The following is a 23150-nucleotide window of genomic DNA, read 5'->3' as shown; positions in this document are numbered from 1 at the left end:
CATCCGTTGGGAATACAGACTTTGCTTTTGTCACTTTTCGTAGCTGCCGGTTAAATCCTTCGATGGCATTGGTAGTATAAATCAGGCGGCGTAGTTCCTCTGGATACTTAAAATAAGGACTTAAATTTGCCCAGTTTGATCTCCAAGATAACGTAATGGATGGATATTTAGTATCCCAAGCTTCGGAAAAATGCTCCAGAGCTTCTAACGCTGCCGGTTCATCCACTGCGGCATAAATAGCTTTTAAATCGTGCATCAACGCTTTGATGTCTTTGTACGATACATATTTTGTCGAATTCCGGATCTGATGGAGAATGCAATTCTGGATTCCTGTTTGTGGATAAACGGCTTCGATGGCTTGGGAAAATTCCGTCAGGTTGTCGGTACACGCAATCAAAATATCGTCTACCCCACGATGTTTGATGCCATTGAGAATAGTCGCCCGGAATTTGGCGCTCTCATTTTCACCCACCCACATGTCGAGTACCTCTTTTCGGTTTTCTAGATTGATGCCAATGGCAATATACACTGCTTTCTTGATGATTTGTTCTTTACTGCGGACATGGTAATGAATCGCATCCAAAAATACAACAGCATACAGATTTTCCAATGGCCGTTGTTGCCATTCTTTGGCAACGGGAAGTATTTTATCCGTAATACGGCTGATGGTGGTATCCGATACCTCTAATCCATACATATCCTGAATATGTGCTTCCATATCACGAGTCGTCATGCCCTTAGCATACATCGATATAATCTTTTCTTCTACGTCGTGGCTGATACTGGTTTGATTCTTTTTCAGGATCATCGGATCAAAGTCTCCGTTGCGGTCTCGAGGAACCGCAATGTCCACATTTCCGAAGCTGGTGCGCAGTGTCTTAGGACTATGCCCATTGCGACTGTTGCTTGTATCTTTGTTCTTGTAGTCATATTTGCTGTACCCTAATTCATCATCCAGTTCAGCATCCAATCCGTTTTCCATAAATTCGGCAATCGTATCTTTGAATAAATTTTGGATATCATCCATGCTGGTGATGTTGCTCATTTGCAACAATTCACGAATTTTGGCACGACGTTCCCTTTCTTCTAGACTGCGTTTTCTTTTTACCATAATAAAAACCTCCGTATGATGTAATTTTATTTTACACCACACGAAGGTTTACACAAAATTTGGGATTGCCCTTAAAGTGTTGACTATTTTCATTCTTTTACGTTTGTTTGCATACTGATTAAAAGTCTCTTCATCCATCCCTGCATCATCGCGTATTGCAATTATGTTTTTACCGCTTGCATCAGTTTTTCGCTACTTGGCGTCTCTTGATGAAAAAAGAAGTAGGTTGCATAATAGAACTTAAAGTTTTTATTTAACTCGAACAAAATTTGTTTTAATGATTCTATTTTTTTATTATTTTCAACCTCGGTTGTATTATCCTCGCTCTCAGTATTACGTACAGTATTTTGCCAAATTAATATACATTTTATCTAACTTCCGTTTTTTACTCATCGCTTCTTTCTCCTCCAAAATGTTCTTTTACATGCGATTTTTCTATAAAACAACACGATCTATCTTTTCCACCGCATACAGTGACAAGTTTACCAGCCAATCTTCTTTTTTGTAATCCGCCATTGACGTACGGACGGAGATTTCTGGATTAAATTTATCCTTATACACCCGCAGGCTTTTAGCTTTGAGATTGACCTCGGCTTTGACTTCCACCGGGATGACCTTTTCGCCGGTGTCGATGACAAAATCCACCTCACAGGAACCCCGGTCGTTGGTGAAATAATAGACGCCCAAATCCTCAATAGTTTTGAGCTGCTGACAGACATATTGCTCGGTCAGCGCACCTTTGAATTCGGTGAACAGGTCATTGCCGTCCAGCAATGTGCGCTGCCTAAGTCCAGTCATACAACCCAATAGCCCCACGTCCACGATATACAGCTTGAATGCCCGCAGGTCTTCGTAGGCTTTGAGAGGGATTCCGGCGGCGTTGACCCGGCTGACCTTGTGCACCAATCCGCAATCGGTGAGCCACATGATCGCTGTCTCGTATTCCTTCGCACGACCGCCCTCGCGGACAAGACCGTAAATAAATTTCTTGTTTTCCTTTGCCAGCTGAGAGGGAATGCTGTTCCATATCATACGGATCTTCGGCACGATCTCATAGGGCGCGTGCTTGGAAAAATCCTGCTCATACGCCGCCAAAATGTGCTTCTGTATCTCCCGAGCCTCATTGAAGTCCTTGTTCTCGGCGAAGTGCTGCACGGCCTCTGGCATACCGCCCACGAAATAATAGTGCTTAAGTGCGTCGATGTAGGTCTGCTTGAAGGAGGTGATCATCTCGTAATCCTGCTTGTCCAGTAGTTCAGTGAATCGCTCGTTGCCGGTCGCCATCAGGAATTCCCGAAAAGAAAGCGGATAGAGCTTGAGAAAGTCTACCTTACCCACGGGGAAAGAGGTTCCGCCGTGGAGAGCAATACCCAACAACGAACCTGCGCAGATAATATGATACTGCGGTGCGTTCTCATAAAAATATTTAAGAGAGGAAAGCGCCCTTGGCACTTCCTGCACTTCGTCAAAAATCAGCAGCGTGCTTTCGGCGTCGATCTTGTGACCGGCGTAAAGCTCCAGCCCCATGATAAGGCGATCCGTGTTCAGGTCAGATGCGAACAGCTCCGCCATCCTTGAATTAGAGTCGAAGTTGATATATACGGTATTCGCATACGCCTTGGAACCGAATTCTTTCATCAGCCAGGTCTTGCCGACCTGACGCGCCCCTTCGATGATCAGCGGCTTACGACACTTGCTTTTTTTCCATTTATAGAGTTTTTCAATAGCAAATCGGTACATACACTCATCTCCACATGATAACGTGAGTACAGTATAGCGCAGAAAATCAAAAATATCAATGATATTAGGGAAATAAATAACACTTTTTACGATGAATATATAATGTACTATACAAATATTCGGCGTTTGCACACGCCATAGCCATTTTTACGCGATAGAATACTTTCTGGCAGCTTGGCGAGCCAATTTCTGGAATCCGTCGTGCAACACTCTGTAATCCGTTTCGATTTACCCCTCCTTTTTCGGAGAGGCATTTTTTGTAGTTAGAAAAGGGACTGTAACAGAATTACAATACTCACTGTCTTGTTTATTAAAGCACAAATCAGTTACAATTCCAGCAACAAAATCATCATCAAGCTTTACTCCCTACATACGATTTTCATTGTATATGAAATCGTTTTTGAATTGGTACCAAACCAAATTATTCTCTCTACAGAAAAAAACTCGTATGAATCTATCGATTGTCTCACTAAGTTAATATCTTCCACATCAATTCCGAGTTCTTTTTTTCTTATCCGGCTTAAATAATGAAATTCTCCGATCTAAATCTGTATTTGATGTAAATGTCAAAAGATGTAACGAATAAGCTAATCTATTGGCACATACTCTAAAACTTACCCCAAATTAAATAGAAAGGTAAAATGCTGCATTCAAATCAACTGTACCATCATTTTTATATTGCTCTGCTTCCCGCTCTAATGCAGATAAAGGCATTAACAAGGTCGCTGCAAATCCCTCAGCATACGTTTCAATGGTACTCTGTTATTTTCTGGAATTAAATAAATACCCTCTAATTTTTTTAAATTCATAAACTGATAAACGACACCAAAGTCCCGCATCATTTTAAATGGATCTATAGGAAAAGAGGGTATTTCATTTTTAAAATATGTCTTTAAAACTTCATCAGCAAATGCTTCCGCATTCATTCCCTGCTGATAAATATCACACATGGTTTTATCCATTCATGCGCTCTTTGTATCTGTGTTTAAAATCAATCAGATTATTATTTCCTGCTGATCAATGTCAGATAACGCAGAAAATGATCTAGCAAACATTGCAACTCTACCTTGATGAGATACATTTCCATGAAGTAATTCATCTACGCCGACACCATACAACTTAGAAAACAAATCCAACTCTTCAGCAGAAATATTACGTTTGCCAGCTTCTATCGCCACTAAAGAGGCAGTTATCATGTCCTGCGGCAATCCTTGAATTTCTTGTGCCGAATACAACCCGCTCGTGATCGTATTTTTAGAATCACCGCAGCATACCCGGTGCGGCCCCACTATTGCCTTAGCATATTTTTCACGAACAACATCTCTCCATGCAACCGTATCTGCGTCTGATTTTTTTGTATCATGATTCATACCATCTGCCCCCTGTCAGCATGATTACTAACAATGATTTTTATCCAGTGCCCGCTGCAAAATTTGCAAGCTTTCAATGACCTGTACCCGTTTATCTGCGGGAATTGCTCGCAATACCTTCTGAAAATATGCATTCATATACGTTTCTATCGTATTAAATAAAATATTTCCCTCTTCACTTAAATGTAATGCTATATATCTGCGATCTTCCCTATCTGTTTTTCGGATTAATATATTTTTTTCTGCAAGTTGGTCTACAATACGGCTTACTGTACTTTTATTCAAATCAAGCGCCGATGCTAAATCGTTCAAAGATATGTCAGGAACTCTTCCTACTTCTACAATGGCATGACATTGTGATAGCGTAATATTACAACACACGGCATTTTCTCTTTCCAAAATTCCCAGTTTTCTGACCAAAACACGAAACAACTCTCTAAAATACACACTACTTATATTTTCTTTCATATAGGTATCCCCTCACACTCATGCTAAAATCCAACTATTTTACTTCTACGCTCCATAAGAACCGTATCATGCCATACCGTATTCAATTTAGCTATTTTTTCTCTAATGCCAATTTTTCGGAATCCACATTTTTCAGTTAAGGTAATGCTTCCTTTATTTTCTCTGATAATAGAACAATATAACATCCAAATTCCATTCTTTTCAGACTGGATTATTTCATGAGTCAAAAGAGCTTCCCCTACACCCTGCCCTCTATACGCCGCCCCAACATAAAGACTAACTTCCACTACCCCTTGATAACATGGTCTGCTCGACGTAGGACTTAAGGCCACCCATCCTAATATATCCTGATCACACCGTGCTGTCAGGCGGCATAGCGGAAGATGTCCTTGATTCCAATCCTGCCATGTCGGTACTTCTGTTTGAAACGTGGATATACCTGTTTTCAAACCGTCTGCATAAATCCATTGCACTTTCTCCCAATCAGTTACTCGCATCGGTTCTACACTGTAAATCAATTTTCTTTTTGTAACATACGTATGCATATTCCCATCCCCCATTTACGTTACGATATAAAATTTACCCCCTCAGGTACCTCGCTTATGTTTTCATCGTTCTCCTGTATAATACTTTATTTAGTTGTTTATTGCAACTGTTTTATTGCGCAATTATAAGTACATATTGAACCTCTATATGACGAAACTAACCGAAATCCGTTTGACTCAAAATCGGTTACAGGACACGTTTCATTACAAATGCCAACACTATCAAAAAGACATCGATAATGCCCACAATACCTGTAAAAATTTTATTAATCAGCCCCAATTTAAATTGCATTTATAACGATTTCGTATTAGCCCATCGCCATTCCCAATCTTCGATATAAAGCTTCGCTAATTCTTTATTTCCTCGTATAACCAAAACATTTTCAGAGTTATTTTTTTCGGCAGATTTAGTAAAATTAAAGGAACCTGTAATAATTGTACTGTTATCAATAATCATGACTTTACTATGTGCAATCTGAAAATCTGAATCAATTTTTGTTGAAATATTGTTGTTTTTAAAAAAAGTTGCAGAGGAATATTTCTCTGTCAGTTGACTCTTATCAAGGATAACTTGCACGGTAACACCTCGTTTTTGCGCATCAAGAAGCGCCTTAGCAATGGGCTCAGAAGTGAAAATATATGCTTGTACTCGAATGCTGTTTTTAGCCTCATTAATAGCCTTAATAACAGTACTTGTGGCGTTTCCATTCGGACTAAATGCTACTTCAATAGTTCCTGCGGCAGGAACTGTATGTGGCACACTGATTGCCTTCGGCAAAGCTATAGACGCTACTTTTGCCGAAGTACAACCAATAATTATTCCTGATATAAATATACAAACAGCCACCAATATAAAAATTTTTCTTTTTTTCATTATTATAATTCCCCTTGCCTAACATAGGCATAAACTCGTCAACATAGTAAGCAGTATAAATGTATTGTACTGCTTTCATCCTAAAATTGCTATTGCAATGCAATCATTTTACCATGTATACATTCATTTATAGGAGAAAATAATATTACACATAAATCAAAGTACACTAGTAAAAATTTTTCTTACCCGTATTAACGCGCAGCAAGATACCATAGTCCTATAAATCAACACTCACATAAAAAATGGATCCTATAATGATCGAGTAGGAGGTCACCCTTTTATGGAAAGGCATAATAACAAAATAAACGTATTAAAACGGGTTTGCTTTGGCATTCGTAATTTCTCGCGCTTTCGAAACCGCATATTATTTATAGAATGCTGCTGCACAACAAAAAAGAGGAACATCCCATTGTGCATGTTCCTCTAACTTATGGCTTGCCATGGTGTCACCCCAACATGTGACATAAAACTGATTTTTCTATAAAACAACACGATCTATCTCTTCTACCGCATACAGTGACAAGTTTACCAGCCAATCTTCCTTTTTGTAATCTGCCATGGACGTACGGACGGAGATTTCTGGATTAAATTTATCCTTATACACCCGCAGGCTTTTGGCTTTGAGATTGACCTCGGCTTTGACTTCCACCGGGATGACCTTTTCGCCGGTGTCGATGACAAAATCCACCTCACAGGAACCCCGGTCGTTGGTGAAATAATAGACGCCCAAATCCTCAATGGTTTTGAGCTGCTGACAGACATATTGCTCGGTCAGCGCACCTTTGAATTCGGTGAACAGGTCATTGCCGTCCAGCAATGTGCGCTGCCTAAGTCCAGTCATACAACCCAATAGCCCCACGTCCACGATATACAGCTTGAATGCCCGCAGGTCTTCGTAGGCTTTCAGCGGAATTCCGGCGGCGTTGACCCGGCTGACCTTGTGCACCAACCCGCAATCGGTGAGCCACATGATCGCTGTCTCGTATTCCTTCGCACGACCGCCCTCGCGGACGAGACCGTAAATAAATTTCTTGTTTTCCTTTGCCAGCTGAGAGGGAATGCTGTTCCATATCATACGGATCTTCGGCACGATCTCATAGGGCGCATGCTTGGAAAAATCCTGCTCATACGCCGCCAAAATGTGCTTCTGTATCTCCCGAGCCTCATTAAAGTCCTTGTTCTCAGCGAAGTGCTGCACGGCCTCTGGCATACCGCCCACGAAATAATAGTGCTTAAGTGCGTCGATGTAGGTCTGCTTGAAGGAGGTGACCATCTCGTAATCCTGCTTGTCCAGTAGCTCAGTGAATCGCCCGTTGCCGGTCGCCATCAGGAATTCCCGGAAAGAAAGCGGATAGAGCTTGAGAAAGTCTACCTTACCCACGGGGAAAGAGGTTCCGCCGTGGAGAGCAATACCCAACAACGAACCTGCGCAGATAATATGATACTGCGGTGCGTTCTCATAAAAATATTTAAGAGAGGAAAGCGCCCTTGGCACTTCCTGCACTTCGTCAAAAATCAGCAGCGTGTTTTCGGCGTCGATCTTGTGACCGGCGTAAAGCTCCAACCCCATGATAAGTCGGTCAGTGTTCAGGTCAGACGCGAACAGCTCCGCCATCCTTGAATTAGAGTCGAAGTTGATATATACGGTATTCGCATACGCCTTGGAACCGAATTCTTTCATCAGCCAGGTCTTGCCGACCTGACGTGCTCCTTCGATGATCAGCGGCTTACGACACTTGCTTTTTTTCCATTTATAGAGTTTTTCAATAGCAAATCGGTACATACACTCATCTCCACATGATAACGTGAGTACAGTATAGCGCAGAAAATCAAAAATATCAATGATATTAGGGAAATAAATGACACTTTTTACGACGAATATATAATGTACTATACAAATATTTGATACTTACACACCCATAGCCATTTTTACGCGATAAAATACTTTCCGGCAGCTTGGCAAACCACTTCCTGGAATCCGTCGTGCAGCACTCTGTAATCCGTTTCGCTTTACCTCTCCTTTTTCGGAGAGGCATTTTTTGTAGTTAGAAAAGGGCCTGTAACAGAATTACAATACTCACCGTCTTGTTTATTAAAGCGCAAATCAGTTACAATTTTAGCAACAAAATCATTATCAAGCTTTACTCCATCTATACGATTTTCATTGTATATGAAATCGTTTTTGAATTGGTACCAAACCAGATTATTCTCTCTATAGAAAAAACTCATATGAATCTATCGATTGTCTCACTAGGTTAATATCTTCCATATCAATTCCGAGTTCTTTTTTTTTTATCTGGCTTAAATGATGACATAATTCATGTGCTGCTGTGAATCTTCTTCTAGTAATAGGCCTATTATAATTAATACCAGCAACAGCTATATCATTTTTATTTTCTGAAATTAAATAAATACCCTCTAATTTTTTTAAATTCATAAATTGATAAACGAGACCAAAGTCCCGCATCATTTTAAATGGATCTATAGGAAAAGAAGGTATAGAGTCAGCCATACACATATTAAGTTCACGCATCATCACTTTATATAATAGCCAGAACCATAATTAACAAAAACCTGATCCATATATAACGCAGATTGGTTTGTTACCTTTGCTATATATTCAACTGCCTCTATATTTGCAATATCATTAGATAATTGTAACTCAAATTCTCTCTTCAATACTTCCTTAACCCGTTGATCCGGTTTTACTGTGTCCGCACCAAAATTCATCCGCAAATGTTGAAAAGTTGCTAGACCAATACCATGTATCCCACCAATACTATCGCTTTTATAATTTTTATAATCCCCAGTCATTGCCCATTGATGAAGAATTTCAAAATCACTTGTCTCTTTTACACGTTCTTTTAGTTGATCAATAACATCAAGTATACGTACAATAATTTTATACTTCTCTGTGGCTCTCATTTCACAAAAGGCAGAGAACGTATTGATATCTTTTGTTTTATCCCTTAAATCTGCAAATGTTCCAAAATTTGTTTTTCTTATTTTATCCGTTCTAGGCTCTACAACTTTCGTATAATTTCTATGTATTGACAAAATAACTGCCATTAATGCCAATGCTGGTTTTTCTCTTGCCTCATCACTATAATGTGTGGCAAATACTTTAGCTGCATCTCCAATAGACTTCCCTGAAAACCGTTTATAAAGATGTGAACCTGGCATAAGTTTTCTGACTTCTAACTTTCCAACAATTTTTATGATTTTTTTCTCACTTAGGCTATTATGTATCATGAGCATATGATCTCCTATTTACCTTCACACAATATTTTATATCTTTGGCAAGTATATGAAAGACATGGGAATACGAGCACAATGGGTGAAACCATATGTGGTGACTACAAAAGATTCTGATTTCAGCGATGCCTTACAAAACATATTGCAACAAGACTTTAATCCAGTACGACCCAATGCCGTTTGGTGCAGTGATATCACATATATTTGGACAGTAACTGGTTTTGTTTATCTGACCAGTGTGATGGATTTGTTCTCTCGCAAGATCATTGCATGGAATGTAACAACGACCATGGATGTTTCTTGTGTTGTAAATACCATAAACAAGGCAAAAGCAAGACGTACATTAGACCAACCGTTGGTAATTCATTCAGATCGCGGCGGCGCTTACGTTTCGCGGGAGTACATACGAGCTACGAAAAACATGCAACGCAGTTATTCAAAAAAAGCTTTCCCTTGGGATAATGCCTGCATTGAGTCTTTTCATTCGTTGATTAAACGGGAATGGCTGAATCGGTTCCGGATTCGTGATTATCAACATGCATATACGTTAGTGTTCGAATATCTGGAAACATTTTACAATACAGTACGAATTCACAGTCACTGCGATTACATGTCGCCAGACGAATACGAAAAATTGTATCAGCAATGTTAGAAAAAAGATACATCGTTGGCAAGTTAAACCGAGGATACATTTCTCATTTTATTTTGTACTAAATCTTGACATAGGACCACTGATTTACTAGGCTGATCATTAAGTTTTTTTCAAATTGTTCATAAGCTTCTTTAAAAAACGGTTTACCAACATTGTAAATGTCTATAGCATCATCATCTGATAAAAATCGCCTATGTTGCAATGATTGTAATGCAAGATTGCTCTTTTCTTCTGTATTAGACAATATGTTAATAAAATCTTCAGCATTTTTTTGTGTCGCTTTTAATATTGTTATTCTTTCATAATGACTCATTTCCCTTTTATAGATTCATGCACTTATGATACACTGCGCTTGCTGTGTCCTGTAATAGTTTCATGTTCATGATTTAGCATAAATTAAAGTGAGAAATTCGTAGTACTTAGATTGCACACTTTGATACGTTATTTATTTTTCCAATAATCAATTTTACCATTCCTTGATTACATTGAAGAGTAAAGTTGGTAAAACAATGACATCATACATTTGATCTAGGTAGATTATTTTACGATTAAAATTATATAATATCGGCTAGTTTTACACCATCATACTCCCAATATTGTGCCCCTTGATAAGCACCAGAAGCATTAACCGTTCCCTTTCTCGTTTCTATTTCTCGCGTTAAAGTTGTTAAAAACCATTCTGTTCCTTCATATTCGACTTTTTTATCATCTACGATCTTTGCTACAATAGATTTATCGCTAATATAATTAATATTTTGTCCAATAATCTGCAATTCCAAAAAAGAAAGACGTTTCCCACCTGATATGACAAAGTTATTAGTCCTACGCATTTTATCTGGAATAGGTAGTATGTTGGATAAAATATAATCAATGATCCAATTTTGACGATTAATAATACTTTCTTTATTCCAATATGCTTGATCTGTAATTTTAGTTTTCGCAATTTGCAAACCAGCATTATTTTCATAAATAACTTTCTTTGCAGGAAAAGATTTATTACCCAATTCCTGATTTTGTCTAATCAACGTAAGATTGCCGATATTATTAATATACTCTTGATGTATATTCTCATAATCTGTGCCAAGATCTATTTGCCATTTTCCAGCTTTATCCAAGGTTTGTGGCATTATATGTTCAACCTGCAAATTTGAATCATTCTTATTAGGTCTTGCCTTTGTAATTTTTTCTTCAACAAGAGAGAATAAAAATTTAGCAAGGCGGAAATTATAAAAGTTCATAGATTGCATAATTCGTTTCATTTCCACATCATTAGGTAACCGAAGACTATTTTCTTGTTTCGCAAAAATGTTAAATGTGGAATTTTTCTTATCAAGAGCTTTTTCTAAATCATCTATTTTACTAATAAGCGTTGGAAATACTTTATTTTCTGCCATTGTAAGAGAAACAATTCTTCTACGAATAAGATAAATAATAAAAACATCAAGAATATCTGATAAATCCTTGTCGGTAAATTTTTTCTGTTTCCAACGATGTATGAGTTCCATAATGAAAGAATAAGTAGTAGTAGCACCAATAGTTTTTATATCCGCAATTTGATGATTAATTCCTTTACTTCCACAATCCGTTCCAAGAACTATACAAGAATAAATAAAAGAATATTCACTTAATTCTGAAAGCAGGACTTCCATTTCTGTATTCTTAAATAATTCTTTAAAGTTAGCATAAAGTTCCTTATAGTTTTTTTCTGTAGCTTGTTTAAATGATTTATTTCCTTTTAACTGCATATAATCACGAATAAAATTTGATGTCTGGTTAGGTAATTGCTCTTCTATTTGCATCCAGTATTTTTTATAAAGAGTATTTTGTTTCGCCGGCGTTTTACCAAGCAATAGATAATTACGAACCAAGTCTGCCAATGATAATGGTTTACCAAGTGAATTCATAGATTCAAAGATTTCCTGTGGATTTTCCCATTTATTTCGTATTGGTTCTAATTCAATTGTTACAACAGAAAATTTCATTAATCCCAAATTAATTAAGTCAGTAAGATTTAAATTATTGGTTTCTTTTAATCTGGTTAATTCTCTGCAAAAATACGCATAATTTCTATATACTGCCGATAATTTTTTCTTTTCCGGTATTTCATTTTGAAGAATAATATCACAATAAATAGCCCAATCTGATTCAACCTGTTTTAACTTAATTTTATATTCTGAATTATCAGATGCTTTTTTATTTTTTAAAAAATCTGACTCTATACTATCAGCAACGGTATTATCAGTAATGGTATCTCTTAAAGCAATTAGAAAAAGCATCGTTGTAGTAATACGCTGTTGCCCATCAATCAACACAAGAGTCGCAGGTTGTCCCCATGCAGATGATTCAGCTTGAAAATAGGTAACAGTTCCAAAAAAATGTTCCGTATTTTTCTCCTGTCTATTAGCTCTTGTTGTTTCAAATATATCGTGCAAAAAAACTTCACATTGTTCCTTATCCCATTCATAATTTCTTTGATATGGAGAAATAAAAAAAGTTACGTTATGACTCGATAACAATTCTAATAGATGATTATCAAATGCCCGCATTTTGAAATCCCCTTTCAAACATAATCCTAGAATAATAACATAACTATTATTATTTTAGGAAACACTAGTCAATACTGCAGTTATAAAACACCATCCAATTTTTATTTAAAGAATAACCTTTAACCATGTAATAATTATGTTATTAAGCCTGTGTTCTAATGATTTCATTTATACAAGCGCTTATTAACCACGATTATTTTCCAAACAGTTCATCCAATTTTTTCTGCAGCGTTCCATCCTTTGCATACGGCAATGCGTCAATTTGTTTGAAGTTGTGTTTTTTGATAATTACATCGTTATCGAATCCCAAAATGTAACTGGTCGCAATTTTGTAAATAATTTCCGTCGGAGCCAAGCCATAGACCTGTTTTTCGAAAATATGCTTTAGTCGTTCTTCTTTATCAGGATATAACTTTTTCATTTCAAAACTCTGATACAGGCGTTTCACAATTTCCGTGATATACAGACCAGATTTCATGTACAAATCAATAAATGTCTTGTCCGACTGGTCAAAGCATCCCGGATTTTCCTTTTCAAGCATATCTACCATTTTCTTGACCACGATTTTCGGCGTAAAAATCTGGTTTGTCTTCTGCGGCGGAATATAGTCAAATATATCCTCAACAGATTTCTCATCAAAATAATCGGCAAGTTTTTTCTTTAAGGCAAGAAACTCTTTCACAGAATCATCAAAAACAATGGAATCAAACAGTTTCCCACTGAAATGTTTTTCTTCCCCAGTCTCCAAATCTTTGTAGTCGCCACCGTCCCGCAAGAACTTAAATTGGTCAAGCGTGATACTCGTAACTTCTTGAAACACCTGCCCTGGAACAACTGTATCGAACGTTGCCAATGTGACTGTATCATTTCCGTAAGCCATCAGAAAAGATGGAATAGTACGAGAAAATCCTCTTAGATGATCTCTGACTCCTTCTTCAATCTCATCTCTCTCTCGTTCATTTTTCTTTCTCTCAACCGTCTCAACTACGTTCCTACTCGATTTCTTGACAAAATCATCAACGGCAGTACCCAAGTCATCACGGAACTTAGTTGTTGCTTCTTCCTGTCTTTTATTGAATTCTTTATTGATTTCAGCCGTCGTTTTACCGCTCTCATGGCGTTTTTGCAATTCTTCAGAACGCTTCTGCTCAATCACATTTTGTTCGACTTGATAATTACCGAATTTTTCCCCCAACATTTTGTCAGATGCATTGTTCAGTCTCGATTCAAGTTGCCTTCTATCAGACAGATGCATATCAGAACCATACTTCGCCTGTGCAGTATCCACAAGGGTTTTTACTGTTGTTTCGTGAATTATGTTTTTCAGCTTACTCAATGTGTCATTGTCGGTGTTATGTTCTAATGCTACATCCTGCAGCGCATCCTGAACGGCTTTCGTCGCATCATAAATTTTTCCGCCAAATATATCGGTTGCAACACCAATGACATATTCATCATCCAGTGCCACGTTGCCATCCTCATCAAGAGAAAGCGCCTCTGCAACTTCCGGTGAAAGCTTTACATTCTTCTTCGGTTCCTGAACCGGTGTCAAGTTCTTGATAATATCAAGAACAGCTTGCGGAGCCCCGAAGATGTTCGAAATATTCTGAAACAAGAAATTGCTCATGAATCCACGGCGGACCACTTCTTTCGATTTGATCTTGCGTGGAATCGTAAGAACCTTCTCCGCATCTAATTCAATCAGCTCTCCGTTCTCGTCCTCGCCAATGACAGGGAAGAAATTAAGAAGTGTCTTAATATTCTCTTTCCTGGTTTCGATATCACCATGACCTGCGGCAGTATTCACAGACAGGTCGTTTGCGAACTCCTCAAAAATGATGAGCGTTCTCGCCGGGTCAAAATCAAACAAGTATGCATTTTTCTTTCGACGAAATGTTGTCCCGTCGGAAAATAAGCATGGATTCTGCGCACGGAAAGCAGACTGCATGTATAATGCCGGACTTTTGACATTACTCAACATTAAAACGGCGGTCCATTCAGGAATAGTAACGCCTGTCGTAAGCTGCCCGACGGACAGCGTGATAGTCTTGTCATGTATTTTGATAGCATTAACGACTTTATCATATGACTTTCTCGTTTCGTTCGCATCATCAATACGTCCGTCACCAGCGGCAAGAATAATTTCATACTCTTTAAATACTGGATGGTTCCTCAGTTTATTTGCGAGCATTTTAGCACTTTCAACACGGTCCAACAACCATAATGTATGCTTTAATTCAGCACGAAGTTCTGGAGTGGAAAACGGAAACTTTTTTCCAAGTGTCAGCGCATCCAGAAACTTATCAACAGAACTATCATGAACGAATCGACCATTGTTCGTGCTAAAGAACTCGTTCAAATCGAATGCATACTCTTCTGTCTCGCCGTTGATTTCAACACCCTGCTGAAGTTCATCCATCACGATATCAGACATCTGATACGTGTACAGATTTAACTGAGGCAGTACAGCATATGGATTCTCTTCATCCTGATCGTCATCCCACTCATGTTTTCTTTTCTGCTCATCGGCATACGTCCAATTGAAGATCGCATCATCGTCGAATTTATTATTTGCAAGGGCTTTAAACGGTGTCCCGGACAAGTGAAGCGTAAATTTGCGCTTGATATGGTCAAATGCGATATCTGTTTTGTATGTATCAACACCTTCATGGGCTTCATCAACAACAAGAACATCCCATGTAAGACCTTTTTGCGGATCATCACTGATTTCCGCCAATTTCGGAAGAATACCACCAAAATATACGGATCCTTTCAAGTCCTGCAGACTAACGAACTCTATACACTTTACTTTCTTATTATCTGCTCTTAGTAACATTTCCATGTATTCATCACGGGTAAGAACACCAGCCTTACCCTTCAACGCATCCACTTCACTCACAAACAGATAGCCAGAATCAGTTCCTAAAAAACGCACATAATCAGAGTACCATGAATTTGCAATGGCAGGCCGGTTCGTGACAATCAGAACGGTCGTGGCATTAATTTTTTTGCAAAAATCATACACAGACAGCGTCTTGCCGAAGCGAGGCTTTGCATTCCATAAGAACTCGCCGTTTTTATGTGATTTTTCGTAATTCATAGTCATTTCAACAGCTTTTTCTTGTTCATCGCGGAGTTTGTACGGAATAACCACATTATTTGCAAGCAAAATACCGTGGTCAGCACGGAAATCATAAAACATGGTTCGTGATTCCGGTCCTGTCAGATGAAACCATTCCGTTTTAGACTCACTCTTGATGCCGGCTTTACGCATATAGGCATGGAAATCTTTATCGGTAAATGTTTCGGCAGAACCGTCATCAAAAACAGCATTCCCTTTCCATTCCAAGTGATACCGGATATCAGCGGTATGTGTCTGTTGTTTGATACGCGTATCAACATCCTGTTCGGTGTAACCTATCTTTGTCCAACCGGCATGACGAACAATTTCAGGAGTTGTATAGGCATATATCATCGGTGTTACTTTTTTTACCGTGTTAATAGTGATATTCATGCTATGCCATCTCCTTCACATTTGCTTCAATAAAATGTATTTCATCATCAGAAAGACCATATTTTTTATAAAGCTGTTGATCAATCTCAGGAATTGGTTTGGACCAATCAATGTCTGATGTATCCGTAAAATCTTGAATGGGAACACATTTCCAGACAGGCTTATTGCCATTCTGAGTTACTTTAAGTACACCGAGTAATGCCCTTAAAAATTTTGTTTTGATATATTCAACAAGTGCTTTCGAATATTTCTTTTTATCAAACTTTCCTATGCTAATAAATGTTTCCGTTGAAGCAATACCAGGCTCAGCAATAATAGGTACACTTATAGTTTCACCAAATATTCCGCGGCCAGTAGCCTGAGCAATCAAAACCTTGTAATTAAAAAGATTATCAACATCATTCACATAATCTTTTCGTATATATTTCAAAGTTCTCTGATTATTTTCACGTCCCATAACACCAATGTATTTTTTCTCATCATTTGGCAGATTAGCTAAAAATATTTCTGGCAAACGCTGAAATATATTCGATGACATATCATACGCATGTCCATTACTTAATTTTTTAATTGCATTTGGATAATCATGATGCATTGTGTCCGTTAATCTATATGATGTTCTGGAATATACAATATCACTGATTGATTGAAACGAATTGTCATCTATTACTTTATGAAGAATAGTATTCAATTCCGGAAACTGTGAAAATGTCTTAATTGCCCCAAAATTTTTATGGTTATCCCTATATGTAATAGCTATACCACCTTTGATAGGTGTTGATAATCCTGGGAATATTTTGTTACTATCAGATTCATAGTATGGAACATTCAGATGCGGATCTTGAAGCATTTTTTCATTCCAATTTCTCGGAGTAGAACCTGCATTAAATAAAAATCTTGCAGGATGAATCATTTCAACAGTATTTGCAACTTTATAAGCTTCATCAAGAAATAAATTATATACAGGTGGAGCATAATTTCGCATATCGCCATTACTTTCATCTTGATACGGTGGATTTCCAATTGCAAAATCAAATTTCATTATCACGTACCTCTTTTCATACTGTTATATGTTATTGACTCTTTCGAACGCCAATTAAAAATCCGGCAATCAACGGCCATATCCTCGGATTTCATTTCGTCTATCACAAAATCAAACAACGATATCTGATACTGGGATTCTGCAAGCTTCCCGTACGGTATAGTTCCAGTGAGGCCATCCATTTGCCACAAGTTCCAACAGATGATGTTCGTAAGCTTTTTCAGCTCGGTTTCTGTGGGGACCCGATTCCACTTATCCTGCATATAATCGACGAATGTGACCAGTAGATTGATCCGTGCTATCAGAAGATTGTCCCCCTGAAATTCGTAACCATAAACACTCTGATACGCGCGAATAACCCATTTCAGCCAATCGACCTCCGTATCCGTATTCTCGCCCACCACACGGAGTTTACGATCCAGAATCCCGATACGGCGATAGATGGGGATCCGTTCACCTGTTGCGGCATCATATCGTGATACAATATACGGCGCTTCCCCGCACGTAATCTCAAGCCGCTTGGAATCAACATACTTATTCCAAGTATGCTTGTCATCAAAATGTATTGTTTCAGGATTTACGATCCAATTTTGTTCGATTTCGGTATTAAAGACGCCTTCTCTGCCAAACCATTCCGCATCACAATGATTATTCATCTTGTTGCATATCCAAGAAGGTGTAAAAACCTCTGCCTTCTTCCTCGTCCGCTCCTCCTGCTGTGATAACGATTTGCTTACTCTTGGTTGCAAATCGACTGGATCAATCCCCAATATAGCTTCTTCCGTTAAATGTTTTTTTTCAGAATATTTATCACCTAAATATTCATAGGACTTTGTCGCCCAGATAATGTTCCGCTTTGTCGTTTTATCTATTAACAATAGTCTCAACATATTGCAAACCGGATATGTTTCAAAATTTACAATCTTATTGAGCTCATATGTTTCCAATGTTGTGCCTCCAATAAATATAACAGAGATAACCTCACTGTTCGTAATATAACTAAAATATTTAAAAACATATTTAAGTAAATACTAAATCTTTGCTCAGTGGTATACAGTATGTTATATCATGTCCACTGTTTCTATTTAATAAAATAATGATCAAATTATACGGTACCGTTTAGGTGCTATGTCCGTGTTACTATAGTTGTACTGCTATCCCAAACACTCTCGAATTTTATAAATAAATTACAATTTTATTGTACTGCTTTCTTTCTAAAATTGCTATTGTATTACTATACATACCGTAAAAAATATACCTATAATTCAAAAATAACCTTTATAGCAAGAAAACAACTAACATCATGATAAATCACGAAAGAAAAGAGGGGTTCATCATGGAAGTGCTTAAAATAGAAAAGGTTGTGTTACATGTATCTGAAGTTGCCTGTTTATTACAGTGGATCAGCTTAACAGTGTACAAGCTGATCCACTCGGGAGAATTGCCTACGTGTAAGTCCGGCAAAGCATGGAAAATCCAAGTATCCGCCTTGGAAAAGTATCTACGATCCATCAAACTTTATAAAGGTTTGATTTGATTACTGCAAATTTATTGCTATTAAAATACTTTTTATATCTATACATACTATTTTATATTTACCTAACATAGTAATAATAAAAAATGCAACTTACCCGCTATTAACCTCCGGTAAAATAAAGTGTTTCCGGCAGAATCGCATATGGAAAATCCCAAAGGAAGGAGTCATCCAATATGTCCGTGAACAAAGCCATTTAGTTTAAAATGTAAATTGAAATACTACAGTAATACCCAGAGCGAAATTATTAAAAACATATGATTCATATGATTTTTAAGGTGCAGAATAAGGTGCTTTTTACCAAAAACGCAAAAACAAGGTTTCCGGATTAACCGAAAACCTTGTTATTTACTAGGGAGCCACTTATCGGATTTGAACCAACGACCCTCTCATTACGAACGCCATTAAGTATAAATCAGCATATTTCCAAAGTAAAGAAATCGGCATAACCACCACTCTTGTTTGAAAAACAAATTATTGGGTAATTACACCAATGTAGTATAATCATAAAACTATAAGGCGCAAGTAAGGAGCAAACATATTTACCTAGTTTACACACTGTTATCAAGTTGTTTACCAATAGATAAACTAATTATGTTTTATAGAGTTAGGTCAAAAAATTATACCGATACTTTTCCTTCTGTCATGTAGGTTCTGGCAAAAAACTCTACTGGGTCAGCATACCTTTTATCCTGATAATGTAGGAGTATTCCTCTGATTTGAAGCCCTAAAATTGCCTTTTCATGACGATTATTTTCATCTCGCTGGCGATTTCTTTCTCTGTCATTTGGAGAGACAGTACTCGGCGCTCCCACATATCTTCCACGTTCCATGCTAGCTGTTTGCGGACAGTTCTTTTAGGGTTCTGTTGGATAGAGTACAATTAAGTTCGCAAAAGTAAAAAAAGGAAAAAGCCATCAAAACTCCGAAAAGGTAAGTAACGAGCAAACCAATAAGGAGTGAAAAAATGATGGCTTACCTAAATTCTACCGTATCTTTTGAAAAAATGCTATTAAAATTTATATCAGAAGAAGACCCCATGCAGTCTATGCTGAAATGGCTTTGTGAACGACTGATGGAGGCCGAAGTGAATAGTAAACTTTGTGCCGAAAAATCAGAACGAAACAAGGAACGTCAAGGATACCGATCAGGCTACCGCGTTCGCCGTTTCGACACAAGAATGGGAACGATATATTTGATGGTTCCCAAAATCAGGAACGGCGGATACATCCCCTTCTTTGTAGAATCGAAAAAGCGTTCGGAAGCTGCGCTCATGAACGTAATCCAAGAAGCGTATGTGAATGGTGTTTCCACTCGAAAAATCGATAAATTAGCAAAAAGTCTGGGCATAGAATCCATTTCACGAGGGCAAGTTTCCGTCATTACGAAAGAACTGAATAAACAAGTAGACGCCTTTCGAAACCGTCCATTAGATTCCATCTATCCGGTCCTTTGGGTAGATGCGTTATACGAGCGAATTCGGGATACCCAACAAGTCAAAAACATGGCTGTTATCGTGGTCACCGGCATTACGACAGAGGGAAAACGGGATATTTTAGCGGTAGAACCGATGTGCGAAGAATCTGCCACTACCTATACTCGTGTATTTGATCGATTAAAAGAACGGGGAGTAGAACAGGTATGTTTGGTGGTATCGGATGCACAAAAAGGGTTAGTGAAAGCGGCCCGAGAAGCCTTTATTGGCTGCTCTTGGCAACGCTGCAAAGTTCATTTTATGCGTAATATACTGGCGTATGTTTCTGATAAAAACAAGAAGGCATTTGCGGAAAAACTCAAACAAATCTGGCTGCAGCCAGACTACGAAAGTGCTCAGAAATATGCAAACGAACTGATGAATGACTATGAAGCGCAATATCCACGAGCCATTTTGACATTAGAGGATGGCTTAGAAGATTCTCTTCAATTTTTTAGTTTTCAAGAAATAGATGCTAGGAAAATATCCTCAACAAATTTATTGGAACGGCTCAACAAAGAAATACGCCGTCGCACGAAGGTCGTTGGAATATTTCCCAGCATGGATTCGTACGTCCGATTAGTGACAAGTTATCTCATGGAATACAGTGAAGATTGGTCTAGTGGTCGTTCCTACATGAATCCCAAAATTATTACGGAAATTCTCTTATCAAAAATTGCTTAACCTCTATTGGGAGATTGGTGGTTTTTGCGAACATAACTTGACACTATCTTCTGTTGTCATCGTACGAACTTCCTTTCTATAGTTGCTTAAAATTTTCTGGTCCTTTTACCCGTTAGACTACACCCATGCCGGGTACACCACTACAAAAAATTCCGTTGAAAACATTTTCAGTTTCCAACGGAATTTTTTTGAGAACTATTTTGTTACAGTTTCTTTCATTTGCGTTTATGGCAACGCTGAAAAACGAGACGTTTACTCTTATTCACCCACTTTGACGTTCATCTTTTCTTCAAAATATTTAACTAACGCCGCTTGATCATAATCAATATATCCATTATCATTCATCCAATCCATAATTTGTAAAGTCACATTAGTCATTGGTAAATCAATTCCCAATTTATGTGCATAGCGTTTAGCATTAAGAATATCTTTTCTATGAACAGCAATACGAGCCCCCGGTTCATAATCACGTTTAATGATCTTCGGAACCTTATTATCATACATCGGACCTCCAATAAAGCCACAATGAGTTGCATCAAAGGTCGTTTTCAAATCTAATCCTGCTTTTGCCGCAAAGGCATAGCCTTCAGCCATCGCACTAAGCATGGCTCCCCCAATAGTATTATTTACTAATTTTGTTACATCACCAGAACCGCTACTTCCCGTGTATATAGGGTTTCCCATACATTGCAATATGTGTTTTACTTTATCAAAAGCTTCCTTATCTCCACCACACATAATAGCCAGCGTTCCAGAAATTGCCATGGGATTTCCCCCACTAACAGGAGCATCCAATAGGTACATGCCAGCGTTTTTAGCTTTCTTATATAAATCAATAATAATATCAGGCGCGGTAGAAGAACAATCAATAATAATATTACCCGGTTTACCGTATTGAATTGCGTGTTCAATTGAGTTAATGATACTAGGATGTGTCGGTAATATTTGCAAAATTACGTCACATTGTTTATAAATTTCTATTGGATCATTTACAGGAATACCCCCAACTTCAGCAAATAATTTTTTTTTTGTTTGAACTACATCATATCCCATAACAGCTAACCCACATTTATTTACAATATTTTTTACCATAGGAAATCCCATTACACCCATGCCAAGGAAACCAATTTTCATTATAAACATCTTCTTTCTCATTTACATATTAAAATTATACTTGTTCATCAGCCATTCGTTTATAAATAGCATACTTCTGCTTAGCATTTGCTTCCGCTTTAGCAAAAAGTTCTTCTGCTGCTTCCGGGAACGTACGAGTTAAAGCCGCATATCGTGTTTCACCCATAAGAAATTCTCGGAAAGATTCGGTCGGTTCTTTAGAATCAAGAGTAAACGGATTTTTTCCTTCTTTTATACGTTCCGGATTATACCGATACAGATGCCAATATCCACAATCAACCGCCTTCTTCATTTCCATCTGCGAAAAGCCCATGCCTTTCGACAGTCCGTGGTTGATACACGGTGCATACGCAATAACAATCGCCGGACCATTATAGGCTTCTGCTTCTTTAATTGCCTTAATAAGCTGTGCCGGGTTAGCACCAAGAGCTACTTGTGCCACGTAAATGTGTCCGTATGTCATGAGAAGGCGTCCTAAATCTTTTTTATTATACCGGCGGCCCGCAGCTGAAAATTGAGCTACAGCTCCTATCGGAGTGGCTTTCGAAGACTGTCCTCCTGTATTGGAATACACTTCTGTATCAACAAGGAGTATATTGACATTGGCATCGGTTGCCATGACATGATCTAATCCGCCATAACCGATATCGTACGCCCAGCCGTCGCCGCCATACATCCAAATCGTCTTTTTGGCAATATGTTCTTCATGCGCCAATAGGTATTCCTTAAGTTCTGCTGCTTTTCCATTTAATGGTGTCTGTTTCAGCACATTAATAAATTTCCTGCTGATAGCACTGGTTACTTCTCCTTCATTCTGAATTCCCAAAGAATCGATCCAATGCTGCACCGCTTCCTTTAATTCTCCCTCTACCAATGGCAGCAGTGCTTTCGCTCGTTCGGCAATGGCTTCCCGCTGCTGTGCTAGAGATAAATACATCCCCATCGCAAATTCAGCATTATCTTCAAATAATGAATTAGACCAAGCCGGTCCGTGTCCGTTATTATCCGTCGTATAAGGAATACAAGGAAGTGCTGATCCCCAGGCTTGCGTACAGCCGGTTGCATTCGCAACAAACATCCGTGATCCAAAAAGCTGAGTCAGCAGTTTCATATAGGGTGTTTCTCCACAACCCGCACAAGCTCCGGAAAATTCCAGCAACGGTTTATTAAATTGACTTCCTTTAACACTAAATTTATCCAAGCCGGT

22 protein-coding genes are annotated in these 23150 nt (G+C 38.2%); 4 read left to right on the top strand and 18 right to left on the bottom strand.

Annotated elements, in window-relative coordinates; genetic code table 11:
• From BLR11_RS12175 to BLR11_RS12145, 7 genes are all read right to left on the bottom strand, one after another.
• Positions 1 to 1111 (bottom strand): IS256 family transposase (locus BLR11_RS12175; RefSeq protein ID WP_091652519.1); only part of this gene is annotated, 1111 nt, incomplete at its 3' end.
• Between the two features lie 435 nt (positions 1112 to 1546).
• Positions 1547 to 2851, bottom strand: a complete 1305-nt coding sequence (locus tag BLR11_RS14535) for an ATP-binding protein (RefSeq protein ID WP_091652517.1) — start codon at positions 2849 to 2851, stop codon at positions 1547 to 1549.
• Positions 2852 to 3564: 713 nt separating this feature from the next.
• The gene (locus tag BLR11_RS12165; protein WP_091652514.1) at positions 3565 to 3813 is read right to left on the bottom strand and encodes a hypothetical protein; all 249 of its coding nucleotides are present in this window, start codon (positions 3811 to 3813) and stop codon (positions 3565 to 3567) included.
• Positions 3814 to 3846: 33 nt separating this feature from the next.
• Positions 3847 to 4221, bottom strand: coding sequence for a helix-turn-helix domain-containing protein (locus tag BLR11_RS12160; protein WP_091652511.1), 375 nt, complete (start codon positions 4219 to 4221; stop codon positions 3847 to 3849).
• Positions 4222 to 4248: 27 nt separating this feature from the next.
• Positions 4249 to 4689, bottom strand: coding sequence for a MarR family winged helix-turn-helix transcriptional regulator (locus BLR11_RS12155; RefSeq protein ID WP_091652507.1), 441 nt, complete (start codon positions 4687 to 4689; stop codon positions 4249 to 4251).
• Positions 4690 to 4712: 23 nt separating this feature from the next.
• Complete coding sequence (locus BLR11_RS12150; RefSeq protein WP_218118808.1) at positions 4713 to 5234, bottom strand: GNAT family N-acetyltransferase; 522 nt, start codon at positions 5232 to 5234, stop codon at positions 4713 to 4715.
• Between the two features lie 292 nt (positions 5235 to 5526).
• Positions 5527 to 6108, bottom strand: coding sequence for a phospholipase D family nuclease (locus tag BLR11_RS12145; protein WP_091652504.1), 582 nt, complete (start codon positions 6106 to 6108; stop codon positions 5527 to 5529).
• 280 nt (positions 6109 to 6388) lie between these two features.
• Here BLR11_RS12145 and BLR11_RS14765 point away from each other — a divergent pair, with 280 nt between their 5' ends.
• On the top strand, positions 6389 to 6535 hold the full coding sequence (locus BLR11_RS14765; protein ID WP_218118807.1) for a transposase: 147 nt from the start codon (positions 6389 to 6391) through the stop codon (positions 6533 to 6535).
• Between the two features lie 51 nt (positions 6536 to 6586).
• Here BLR11_RS14765 and BLR11_RS14530 read toward each other — a convergent pair whose 3' ends face one another.
• The 3 genes from BLR11_RS14530 to BLR11_RS12125 form a co-directional block, all read right to left on the bottom strand.
• Positions 6587 to 7891, bottom strand: a complete 1305-nt coding sequence (locus tag BLR11_RS14530) for an ATP-binding protein (protein ID WP_091652501.1) — start codon at positions 7889 to 7891, stop codon at positions 6587 to 6589.
• 429 nt (positions 7892 to 8320) lie between these two features.
• Positions 8321 to 8647 (bottom strand): ImmA/IrrE family metallo-endopeptidase, encoded by a 327-nt coding sequence (locus tag BLR11_RS12130; RefSeq protein ID WP_143006439.1) that lies wholly within the window; start codon positions 8645 to 8647, stop codon positions 8321 to 8323.
• Positions 8644 to 9360 carry a hypothetical protein gene (locus BLR11_RS12125; protein ID WP_091652493.1) on the bottom strand — a complete coding sequence of 239 codons (717 nt, stop codon included), beginning with the start codon at positions 9358 to 9360 and terminating at the stop codon, positions 8644 to 8646. The genes BLR11_RS12130 and BLR11_RS12125 overlap by 4 nt, the downstream gene beginning before the upstream one ends.
• Before the next feature lie 55 nt (positions 9361 to 9415).
• Between BLR11_RS12125 and BLR11_RS12120 the strand changes: the two genes are divergently transcribed.
• Positions 9416 to 10015: an IS3 family transposase gene (locus BLR11_RS12120; protein WP_281240854.1), complete on the top strand. Its 600-nt coding sequence runs from the start codon at positions 9416 to 9418 to the stop codon at positions 10013 to 10015.
• 58 nt (positions 10016 to 10073) lie between these two features.
• Here the strand turns inward: BLR11_RS12120 and BLR11_RS12115 are convergent, their stop codons facing one another.
• The 5 genes from BLR11_RS12115 to BLR11_RS14380 all read right to left on the bottom strand — a co-directional run bounded on the left by BLR11_RS12115 (position 10074) and on the right by BLR11_RS14380 (position 18064).
• A complete protein-coding gene (locus tag BLR11_RS12115; RefSeq protein ID WP_091652491.1) occupies positions 10074 to 10328 on the bottom strand; it encodes a hypothetical protein in 255 nt (84 codons plus the stop codon).
• A gap of 241 nt (positions 10329 to 10569) precedes the next feature.
• Entirely contained in the window at positions 10570 to 12561 is a 1992-nt protein-coding gene (locus tag BLR11_RS12110; protein ID WP_091652488.1) for a DUF262 domain-containing protein, read from the bottom strand.
• Between the two features lie 193 nt (positions 12562 to 12754).
• Positions 12755 to 16075, bottom strand: a complete 3321-nt coding sequence (locus tag BLR11_RS12105; protein ID WP_091652485.1) for a DEAD/DEAH box helicase family protein — start codon at positions 16073 to 16075, stop codon at positions 12755 to 12757.
• A gap of 1 nt (position 16076) precedes the next feature.
• The gene (locus tag BLR11_RS14385) at positions 16077 to 17117 is read right to left on the bottom strand and encodes an Eco57I restriction-modification methylase domain-containing protein (RefSeq protein ID WP_218118805.1); all 1041 of its coding nucleotides are present in this window, start codon (positions 17115 to 17117) and stop codon (positions 16077 to 16079) included.
• A gap of 2 nt (positions 17118 to 17119) precedes the next feature.
• Positions 17120 to 18064: a hypothetical protein gene (locus BLR11_RS14380; protein ID WP_218118804.1), complete on the bottom strand. Its 945-nt coding sequence runs from the start codon at positions 18062 to 18064 to the stop codon at positions 17120 to 17122.
• Positions 18065 to 18453: 389 nt separating this feature from the next.
• Between BLR11_RS14380 and BLR11_RS12095 the strand changes: the two genes are divergently transcribed.
• Positions 18454 to 18654 carry a helix-turn-helix domain-containing protein gene (locus tag BLR11_RS12095; protein WP_176762979.1) on the top strand — a complete coding sequence of 67 codons (201 nt, stop codon included), beginning with the start codon at positions 18454 to 18456 and terminating at the stop codon, positions 18652 to 18654.
• 617 nt (positions 18655 to 19271) lie between these two features.
• On the opposite strand, the gene BLR11_RS14005 is transcribed toward BLR11_RS12095, so the two are convergent.
• Positions 19272 to 19484 (bottom strand): hypothetical protein, encoded by a 213-nt coding sequence (locus BLR11_RS14005; RefSeq protein ID WP_143006438.1) that lies wholly within the window; start codon positions 19482 to 19484, stop codon positions 19272 to 19274.
• Between the two features lie 137 nt (positions 19485 to 19621).
• On the opposite strand from BLR11_RS14005, the gene BLR11_RS12085 reads away from it, so the two are divergent.
• Entirely contained in the window at positions 19622 to 20809 is a 1188-nt protein-coding gene (locus tag BLR11_RS12085) for an IS256 family transposase (RefSeq protein ID WP_091652524.1), read from the top strand.
• A gap of 258 nt (positions 20810 to 21067) precedes the next feature.
• On the opposite strand, the gene BLR11_RS12080 is transcribed toward BLR11_RS12085, so the two are convergent.
• Both BLR11_RS12080 and BLR11_RS12075 read right to left on the bottom strand, forming a co-directional pair.
• A complete protein-coding gene (locus BLR11_RS12080) occupies positions 21068 to 21943 on the bottom strand; it encodes an NAD(P)-dependent oxidoreductase (RefSeq protein ID WP_091652480.1) in 876 nt (291 codons plus the stop codon).
• Between the two features lie 34 nt (positions 21944 to 21977).
• On the bottom strand, positions 21978 to 23150 hold a 1173-nt coding region (locus tag BLR11_RS12075; RefSeq protein ID WP_245675164.1), incomplete at its 5' end, for a thiamine pyrophosphate-dependent enzyme.

It is taken from the genome of Megasphaera paucivorans, assembly GCF_900103535.1.
Taxonomy (GTDB): domain Bacteria; phylum Bacillota; class Negativicutes; order Veillonellales; family Megasphaeraceae; genus Megasphaera_A; species Megasphaera_A paucivorans.
Note: the sequence above shows the minus strand (reverse complement) of the source record. Positions and strands in the feature narration are given on the sequence as shown.